Source organism: Floridaenema aerugineum BLCC-F46, from assembly GCF_041929345.1.
GTDB classification, from domain to species: Bacteria; Cyanobacteriota; Cyanobacteriia; order Cyanobacteriales; family Aerosakkonemataceae; genus Floridanema; species Floridanema aerugineum.
Window position 1 is genome coordinate 1 of the sequence record NZ_JBHFNQ010000215.1, and the last position, 9,330, is coordinate 9,330.

Annotated in this window: 6 protein-coding genes and 2 pseudogenes; 7 read left to right on the forward strand and 1 reads right to left on the reverse strand. The window is 39.9% G+C overall.

What is annotated here, in order from left to right; genetic code table 11:
- The first annotated feature begins 469 nt into the window (after nucleotides 1-469).
- The 7 genes and pseudogenes from ACE1CC_RS29630 (at nucleotide 470) to ACE1CC_RS29660 (ending at nucleotide 9,148) form a co-directional block, all read left to right on the forward strand.
- Nucleotides 470-1,117, forward strand: coding sequence for a hypothetical protein (locus ACE1CC_RS29630; protein WP_413274027.1), 648 nt, complete (start codon nucleotides 470-472; stop codon nucleotides 1,115-1,117).
- 36 nt (nucleotides 1,118-1,153) lie between these two features.
- A complete protein-coding gene (locus tag ACE1CC_RS29635; protein ID WP_413274028.1) occupies nucleotides 1,154-1,420 on the forward strand; it encodes a hypothetical protein in 267 nt (88 codons plus the stop codon).
- A 24-nt stretch (nucleotides 1,421-1,444) separates the two neighbouring features.
- Complete coding sequence (locus tag ACE1CC_RS29640) at nucleotides 1,445-1,741, forward strand: 2Fe-2S iron-sulfur cluster-binding protein (protein ID WP_413274029.1); 297 nt, start codon at nucleotides 1,445-1,447, stop codon at nucleotides 1,739-1,741.
- A gap of 21 nt (nucleotides 1,742-1,762) precedes the next feature.
- The gene (locus tag ACE1CC_RS29645) at nucleotides 1,763-2,215 is read left to right on the forward strand and encodes an ankyrin repeat domain-containing protein (RefSeq protein WP_413274030.1); all 453 of its coding nucleotides are present in this window, start codon (nucleotides 1,763-1,765) and stop codon (nucleotides 2,213-2,215) included.
- Nucleotides 2,205-3,485 (forward strand): SagB/ThcOx family dehydrogenase, encoded by a 1,281-nt coding sequence (locus ACE1CC_RS29650; RefSeq protein WP_413274031.1) that lies wholly within the window; start codon nucleotides 2,205-2,207, stop codon nucleotides 3,483-3,485. Before ACE1CC_RS29645 ends, ACE1CC_RS29650 begins: the two co-directional genes overlap by 11 nt.
- Before the next feature lie 307 nt (nucleotides 3,486-3,792).
- Nucleotides 3,793-8,454: pseudogene (locus tag ACE1CC_RS29655) on the forward strand (esterase-like activity of phytase family protein); the annotation flags it as partial.
- Nucleotides 8,455-8,635: 181 nt separating this feature from the next.
- The gene (locus ACE1CC_RS29660; protein ID WP_413274033.1) at nucleotides 8,636-9,148 is read left to right on the forward strand and encodes a sterol desaturase; all 513 of its coding nucleotides are present in this window, start codon (nucleotides 8,636-8,638) and stop codon (nucleotides 9,146-9,148) included.
- Nucleotides 9,149-9,168: 20 nt separating this feature from the next.
- Here ACE1CC_RS29660 and ACE1CC_RS29665 read toward each other — a convergent pair.
- Nucleotides 9,169-9,330, reverse strand: a pseudogene (locus ACE1CC_RS29665) (AvaI/BsoBI family type II restriction endonuclease); the annotation flags it as partial.

The following is a 9,330-nucleotide window of genomic DNA, read 5'->3' on the forward strand; positions in this document are numbered from 1 at the left end:
TCTTCTGAAGCTGTTAAGCGATATATTGACTCCCAAAAACGACGCTAATTGTTAAAGGAGGGGGCATCGAACCCCCTCCTTTAACCGTGCTTTCATCCCCACCCACTCTTGGGATGGGGTTTTACGCACGTTCAATAAATATTGAAGTCAAAACCCGCCCTTTCCCTTGCATTTGTAGCAAACATTTAAGTAATCGATATAAGGCTCGGTGCGTTACGTTGTCACTAACGCACCCTACAATTGTGTCAATAATTTGTCTAAAATAGAAACATTTTATAATATTTCTTTATTTAAATACAAAATAAAAAATAATTTTCCTGATATTTCAGTATTCAAAAGTACGGAATAGTTGAGTTGATTCCTTTCTAATGAGGAAAGGTAATTTGTTTTAAGGTTGCAGATAGCGAGCTAATGCTAGGCTTGGCGATCGCATAAATAATTACAAAAATTACTAAAATAGGTCTGTCCAATGATAAAAATTTTAGGGGCTACTCAGTTCGATCAGCAGGTTCTCAACATCTCGTTGATCAATATCTGTAATCAGGAAAGTTATGTTGGTCAGGAGATGCGAAAGCACTACAATGCTTGGAAAGATGAGAGTGATGAACCTTCGCAAAATCCCTGGTTAGATTTGCATCAATTTACAATTTATGTACCGCATCCAGATCAACTTTATGATGGCATGACTTTGGCAGATGGTTTAACTAAGGGTTATAACGTTGAAGTAAAACCTGTTGAAAATAGAAGTCAATTACCTTATAAGATTCCCCCTTTTGGACATTTTGTGGTGGTGTTAAAACAAAAGGAAATTGATGCAGATTTTGAGATTGCTGCTACGGGAATTTTTGTGCGTCCTTTGGCGGTTCTTTATTTAGATATTATTGTCGATATTGACAAGCCAGAATATCAACCAATTTTTGTGAAGCATCCCATAATCAGAGAATACCCAAATGGTTGGGAAGAAAAATTAAAAATGTTCATTAATGGAGAAATTAGGGGTGAGGAGTTACCTAATTTAGTGGGGTATGTCGATCGCGCAGTTAATGAAGATTATCGCTCGCCTTCATGGGATGAAGCTACTCAGCTAAATAATCGGTTTGCAGGTGTTAGAAGATAATTGAAATTATCTTTTTGTAGTGAGATGGAGAGACTGATGAATATTGAGTTTATCGAGCAAGAACTGCTGGAAGATACGGAAACGGTAATGACGATCGTAGCGATTAGTTCAGTAAAGAGTCAATGTGTTTTGGCAAGATTAATGATTGATATTTTGGGTCGTCCTGGTTTAGATAATGATATGCAGTTTATGGGATCTGGCGATCGCTGTACTGTTACCTGGACTCAACCTAATTTACCATTGGATGTGACTAAAACGTTAGTTAATCTAGCGATTAATCCTCAGTTAAATTTGGCTAAATGAGTAATCAATTTCCCGGGGGAAACTATGACAAGTTACAAGGTGACTTTAATTAACAAAAGCCGAGGTTTTTCGCAAACAATTGATGTACCTGAGACTGAATCTATTCTCGATCAAGCTGCTGAATATGGCATCAAAATTCCTTTTGAATGTGTAGTCGGTGCTTGTGCAATGTGTCAAGGAAAAATTGTGTCGGGAACGGTGGAACAAGATGAACAAATTTTCTTAAGCGAGAAACAAATTGCTGAGGGATATGTGTTGACTTGTGTGGCTAAACCGACTTCTGATTGCATTTTGGAAGTAGAGTTAGACGAGTATCTTTAAGATTTGAACAGGGAGGAAAAAATGGTGGTAGCAGTTTCATTAGTAGACATGAATCAATGGTTGTTAGCTAACGAATTTGAGCCAGAAAATTTAGACAAACGGGGAAGTAATGGCGATACAGCTTTGATGAAAGCGACTCAATTAGGTGAGGTAAATGTGGCGCGATCGCTAATTGATGCCGGAGCAGATGTTAACATTAGAAATAATGATGGCAACAATGCTTTATGGTTTGCTTGTTTTCGCGATCGTCTAGATTTAATGACTTTACTTATTGAGGCAAAAATTGATATCAATAACCAAAATGATAACGGTGCAACAGTATTGATGTATGCAGCTTCCGCAGGTAAAACGGAAATTGTTAATGCTCTTTTAGCAGCTGGTGCAAATTCGCAATTGAAAAACTTGGATGATTTTTTGGCGATCGACTTTGCAGCGAATAGGGAAATTTTAAGGATTTTGAAAAATGCTGCCTAAGATTGCCAAAAATCAATACCACGAAGCGACGAAACTCTCATTTCTTTCGGTGCAAATCGATCCCAATTATGTCGATTCTTCAACTCAACCCGCCGCATTCAAACATTACCCTAAATTCTTTCGCAGGTTTCCCTTAGATCTGGAAAATCCCAGCCATTCATTTTTACATTTTACCAGTGCGATTAGTTCGCAAAAAATCTATCGAGAAGGTAGCTATTCATTGCGGGTAAATCCCTCTGCGGGTGCGCTTTATCCTACGGAAATTTATGTGCAAATTCGCGGGATTAAGGGGATTATCGATGGGATTTATCATCTAGAAGTGGAAACTCAATCTCTGACTTTAATTTATGAATTAATTGATGATGGATTGGAAGGTTATTTATTTGACAATCGCCTGGTTAAAGGATATATTTTATTGATTAGTTGTGTGTATTTCCGTTCCAGTTGGAAATACAAAAATCGCAGTTTGCGTTATTGTTTTTTGGATAGCGGTCATCATCTAGGTGCGATCGAAGCTTCTGCTTATACACAGGATCTACAAACCAAAATTTTATTCGATTTCGATCAGTTAGCGCTCAATGATGATTTAGGATTAGAAAATAAGGAATTTGTGACAACTGCTATTATTGTCGGAGATGTGAAAGAAAAAACGATTCGGAAATTGCGATCGCCTATTCCCTTTGTTTCCGGTACTGATTATTTTGAACCAAATCACTTTGTTGAAGCAGGTTACAAAGATACACTTTCGCCAACAAAAACTACACAGGAAATTATCCAACCCCAGTTTTCTGTTGATAAAGCAAGCTATCTTCAATCAATCCAAAAACGCCGTTCTGCAAGACGTTTTTACCAAACACAAATTACCCAAGAAGCATTTTTTAAAGTTTGGGAATCGTTACTTCAACCAATCGCTACTCAGAGTTACGAAGCGATCGAAATTTACGCCATTGTGCAAAATGTATCAGGAATAGAACCTGGGATTTATTACCAAGAAAAATGCTTGAAAGTTGGCAATTTTCGAGATCAGATGGGCTATCTTTGCGTTAATCAGGCAATTGGGCGAGATAGCGCGGTTTTATTCTTTTTTGTCGGGGACTGCCAGAATTATCGCATTGCCTTGCAACTTGCTGGATTACTTGGACAACGAGTTTATTTGAAAGCAACTTATGTGGGATTGACTTGTAGCGGTATTGGTGCATTCTTTGATGATGAAGTGCAAGCATTTCTGGGTACTCAGGGTAGCGTGTTGTATGCAGTTGCGATCGGATAAGTATGTAGTTGCGCTGTCTTCGCTCTTATTAAGACTAGGATAAGAGCGAAGACAGCGCAGCTACGTACTAAAAACTTTCGCTTCCCTTAACAAAAATTATTTAACAATAATTATCTCTTAACCGTATCTTTAACAGGATGTATCGATTTTTTAACCTTTAACAGCTAAATTTAAGCCTGCTAACAAACACAAAACCTAATTTTTATCAGTCCCAAGTGAAGCACCCACTATTAATGAAATAGTAGGTGTGAATTTTGCTGACAGACTATCAGGAAAACCGATAAATTTTCAACCAAAAACTATGACAGAACTGAAAGGATTTGCACTTTTACCCGCCGATACATTTGCTGGTGGCCCACCATCAGGAGCACAAGCATCCAGTTTAGGTGGCCCATTCCCCGGACAACCAGTGCAGGGATTTAGTGGAGTGCAATTTGCTGCTGAAAAAGATTCCTACTGGTTTATGGCAGATAATGGTTTTGGATCGAAGGCAAATAGTCCTGATTTTCTGTTACGAATATATCGCGTTTCTCCTGAGTTTAGGGGTGTGGGAAATGGTGATGGAAGAGTCAAGATTGAGGAGTTTATTTCTCTGTCCGATCCTGAGAGAAAAATTCCCTTTCCAATAGTGAATGAAACAACATCGCAGCGGTTATTAACTGGTGCTGATTTTGATATTGAATCTTTTGTTTTTGACCAAGATGGCACGATTTGGATCGGAGATGAATTTGGGCCGTATTTGTTGCACTTCGATCGCACAGGCAAACTATTAGAAGCACCCATTGCTACGCCAAAATTTGAACAGGTCAATACTCTAACTGGGGAAATACCACTTGTTATCGGACATCGGGGCGCTAGCGGTTATCGACCTGAGCATACTTTAGCAGCTTATGAGTTAGCTATTGATCTGGGGGCTGACTTTATTGAACCAGATTTGGTGATTACCAAAGATGGTGTTTTAATTGCTCGCCATGAAAATGATATTACTGGGACTACAGATGTTGCGAACCGTCCAGAATTTGCCGATCGCCAAACGACAAAAGTAGTAGATGGTCAATCAATTACAGGTTGGTTTACTGAAGATTTTACCCTGGCAGAATTGAAGACTTTAAGAGCGAAAGAGCGTTTATCTTTTCGCGACCAAAGTTTTAACGGACAGTTTCAAATTCCCACATTGCAAGAAGTAATTGATTTAGCCAAACGCAAGAGTGCAGAAACTGGCAGGACGATCGGGATTTATCCAGAAACAAAACACCCGACTTATTTTCAATCGATTGGGTTGCCTTTAGAAGATCGCTTAGTAGAAATTCTCAACAGAAATGGTTACATCGGGCCAGAAGCACCTGTATATATCCAGTCATTTGAAGTTGCCAACCTGAAATATTTAAATACGATAACTGATGTACCTTTAGTTCAGTTACTTGATGCGATCGATCTCAGACCAGATGGCACACTAATTGAAACCCAACCTTACGATTTTGTGGTTAGTGGCGACCCTCGCACTTATGGAGATTTAAGAACTCCTCAAGGATTAGCAGAAATTGCCACTTATGCCGATGGAATAGGCCCTTGGAAGCGGATGATTGTGTCAGTTGATGCTAACAACAGAACGCTGCCGCCGACTACTTTAGTCCAAGATGCTCATGCCGTAGGTTTACTAGTTCATCCTTACACTTTCCGCGATGAACCTCGTTATTTAGCCGCTAATTATAATGGCGATCCAGAAGCAGAATACGAACAGTTTTATCAGCTGGGTGTAGATGGATTATTTAGCGATTTTTCCGATACTGCTGTTGAAGAACGCCAGGAAACATTTGTTTCTTCTTTGGTGCGATCGCCTGACAATCCTGACGTATTAGCTGGTAGAGCAACCGCTAATCTCGGACGTTCCAGAGGTTACGAAGGATTAGCAATCAATCCGCAGAAAACTAAATTATACGCGCTTTTAGAAGGCCCCGTAACTGGCGATCCTCAAGATACTTTACGCATTAATCAATTTGATTTAGAAAAGAATCAATTTAGAGGAACTGTCGGACGCTATCGGATGGAAGCGGCAGGTAATGCGATCGGGGATTTCACAGTAATTAATGAAAACGAATACCTCGTCATTGAACGCGATCAAAACCAAGGAGATGCGGCGCAACTCAAGAAAATTTTTAAGATCGATCTGTCGAGAAAAGATGCTAATGGTTATGTAGCAAAAGAAGAAGTTGCCGACTTATTAAATATCAGAGATCCAAACGATTTAAATCGTGATGGTAGCACGACTTTTCGCTTTCCTTTTGTCACTATTGAAGATGTTTTGGTAGTTGACAGAAATACAATTTTAGTCGCCAACGACAATAATTATAGAGGTGGTACTGGTCGTCCGCCAGCGCCAGATCAAAACGAAATTTTGCTGCTGCAATTAGATAGACCGCTGAATATAGATCCGCGAGTTGGAGTTAGTGCAGTACAACAAGGTACAAGTACCGATCGCTCTTTCCAAGGACTATTTGATGCCAAATATTATCTATCAACTTATTCAGATGTTGCTGATGCCTTAGCCAGAGGTTCCATAAGCAGCGCCTACGAACATTTTGCCCAATTTGGCATTGACGAAGGACGCAATCCCAATTCCTTATTTGCCTTGGGTTATCTATCAGAAAATCCCGACGTTGCACGGGCGGTTACTAACGGTGAATTTAGAAGTGGATTCGCTCACTTTTTTCAATTTGGCTACAAGGAACAGCGAACTATTAGTATCCAGTTTCGACAGTTTTTTGATGATACTTATTATTTGGGCAACAATTCGGATGTGGATGCGGCAGTTAGGGAAGGGAGATACAAAAGTGCGATCGAACATTACATCAAAGCGGGTTTAACAGAAGGACGTGCTCCTAGTGCTAATTTTGCCGCATTTAACGATTTTTATCTAGCATCAAATTCCGATGTTGCTCAAGCAGTAAGACAAGGCTCTTTGAGGAGTGGAACGCAACATTTGATGCTCTATGGGCTATCAGAAGGACGGGAAGAATTAACCCAATTCAATCTGATTTTAAGTAATTTTAATGCTGACTTTTATCGTCTGCGTTATCAGGATGTAGCAGAAGCAGTTTCCCAAGGCAGAATTAGCAGTTTGTTAACTCATTTTATTAGGTTCGGATTGGATGAAGGTCGGATTCCTAGTGCTAAATTTAATGGCAATGCCTACTTAGGGGAAAACCCAGATGTTGCATTTGCGATCGCCCAAGGCCAATACAAAAGCGCCTTTCAATATTATCTAAATGTCGGTTACAAAGAAGGGCGTACTTCTAACACACTTGACTACACCGGAAATCCCAGAGGCGTAGATGTAAACCTAGCAACAGGGATTGCTAAACCAAATCAAACCATAACCGTTTCTTTTGAGAATTTGCCAGCTTTGGCACAAACAGCAGCAGGTCAAACTATTAATTTAGGTGGATTTTCTGGATTAACTTATGAAGGAAAAGCTGCTAACGGTAACTTAAAGTTTATCACCCATACCGATCGCGGCCCCAACGCTGAACCAACAGAGATTAACGGCGTTAATTCTCGTCCTTTTGCAATCCCCAGTTTTCAACCTAGTTGGATGCGATTTGAGGTAGATCCAAACACAGGAAATATCGCCAATTTTCAGCGAGTTGGTTTGACTAATAAAGATGGTAAACCGCTCACAGGTTTGCCTAATTTACAAGGGAGAAGTGGATTTGCTAACAGCGATGAAGTACCTGTAGATGTGTTTGGAAAAACTCTCGATCGCGATCCATTTGGTGTTGATTTAGAAGGGATTACTCGCGCTGATGATGGCACTTATTGGATGGTGGACGAATATCGTCCTTCAATCTTACATTTCGATAGCAATGGTAAGTTAATTGAGCGTTATGTGCCCAGAGGTGCTAACGCTTCTGGAGTAGTCACAGGTGTAGAAGCATTACCAAGTATTTACGCTCAACGTCGCAACAACCGAGGTTTTGAAGCTGTTGCTTACCAAAATGGTAAAGTCTACGCTTTTATCCAGAGTGGCATTGATAATCCTGATGTAGCAAATGACAGTAATTCTCGCAATTCTTTAAACTTGAGAATTTTGGAATTTGATACCAATACTAAGACTACAACTGCTGAATATCTCTATCGAATTGAAAGTTTAAGTAGCGATAAAATTGGCGATGCTGTATCTTTAGGTAATGGCAAAATATTAGTAGTTGAACGGGATGATTTTTCCGGCGCAAGAGCTTTCAAGAAAGTTTACGAAATCGACTTGAATGGAGCCACAAATTTAAGTAATGCAGACTTGACGAGATTACCTGCGGGTAAAACAATTGAAACTGCCACTCTTGATGAGTTAACCGCAGCAGGTATTAGACCTGTTAGCAAACAATTGTACGTTGATTTAATTGCCGCTGGTTACGATCCTGGTGCCGATGCCAAGGTGGAAGGTTTGACTTTAATTGATGGTAATACGATCGCCGTCGTAAATGACAACGATTTTGGCATTGGAGGCGCAACTTTGAATACCACAACAGGTATTTTAACCTCCAATAATACTAACCTGAAGCCACTTTTAGGCATCGTTACTAATAGCACCGAACAAAGTAATGTCAGCAATGTTAATAATATTACTGGCACTGCTTTTAACGATAAGTTGACAGGTAATAGCAACCCCAATTTTATTGCAGGTGGAAACGGTAAAGATACCCTTACAGGTGGAGGCGGCGCAGACATTTTCTTCTACAATTCTGCCAATGAAGGCGACGATACAATTACCGATTTCAGCAGCGACGATCGGATTTATTTGAGTGCGGCTGGATTTCTAGATGGATTGACTGCTGGTGGTGGTTTTTTATATAACACAACTACTGGTGTTTTCAGCTTCGATCCTGATGGTGCAGGATCGCAAACAGCGATCGCGATCGCTACTTTATCCGGTGTACCTGCATTAACGGGTGGTCAAATTGCGATCGTTTAGTAGGCTTAACTAAGTTCAGTTGCTAGTACAAAAAGGCAGAAGGCTCCCAGGAAATAAAGCTTGTATAAACTAGCTATTTACCTTTTTTTCTACCCTTTTGCCTGCTTGCATTAGCAAGTTACATTAACTGCTTATTCGCTCTCACAATAAGGTGTTTTCCCACAGAATTCGAGGAGTAAAAATGCTTGAAGCTATCGTTGTAACTTGGCTATTACTATTTATTGGTGATTTCCTTTCCACCTTCGTTTATCACATACCCGAACATATTTTTGGCACCCTCCATCTGAAAACCCATCATCACGGGAAAAAAAATTTTCGCCACTATGCTATTTTGACATTTAATCCCCTGGTTCTTTTAGATGGTATTTTGGGTGCTATCCCTTACCTACTACTAGCAGTAGTTCTGTGGTCTTTCTCTCCTATTGGTGTTATTTGTGGACTACTTTTCGGTCAATTTCATGTTTGGTGGAGACATACAACTATTTTGGGAGGAACAACGCCCAAAATAGTAACTGTTTTATGCCAACTAATTTTTATTACAACTCCTGAGAGACACTGGATACACCATCAAAAACCTAATCAGGCTTTTGGTGATATATTTACTTTTTTTGAGGAACCTGCAAAAGTATGGTTGCGTTGGCTACGTTGGTTAAGGCTTTATTTTAGGCAATCTGCGATCGTCAACAAATATTAACTCGCTGGTTTCTACGCATTGAGCAAGTCAGCAGGATTTTTAGCTTGAGAAGCTGCTTCTTGAAGTACCCTTGCTTCTGCAATATATGGTGTAGCACGTCGATTTTTTTCCAGCGCCAAAGCAACAAAACCTGCACGAGTCGCTTGATATGTTGTAACCAGATCGTCACTAGATTGAAGATG

Coding starts and splice junctions, on each gene's coding strand:
- ACE1CC_RS29635 (WP_413274028.1), top strand. CDS start 1,154: ATGAATATTGAGTTTATCGAGCAAGAACTGCTGGAAGATACGGAAACG.
- ACE1CC_RS29645 (WP_413274030.1), top strand. CDS start 1,763: ATGGTGGTAGCAGTTTCATTAGTAGACATGAATCAATGGTTGTTAGCT.
- ACE1CC_RS29630 (WP_413274027.1), top strand. CDS start 470: ATGATAAAAATTTTAGGGGCTACTCAGTTCGATCAGCAGGTTCTCAAC.
- ACE1CC_RS29660 (WP_413274033.1), top strand. CDS start 8,636: ATGCTTGAAGCTATCGTTGTAACTTGGCTATTACTATTTATTGGTGAT.
- ACE1CC_RS29650 (WP_413274031.1), top strand. CDS start 2,205: ATGCTGCCTAAGATTGCCAAAAATCAATACCACGAAGCGACGAAACTC.
- ACE1CC_RS29640 (WP_413274029.1), top strand. CDS start 1,445: ATGACAAGTTACAAGGTGACTTTAATTAACAAAAGCCGAGGTTTTTCG.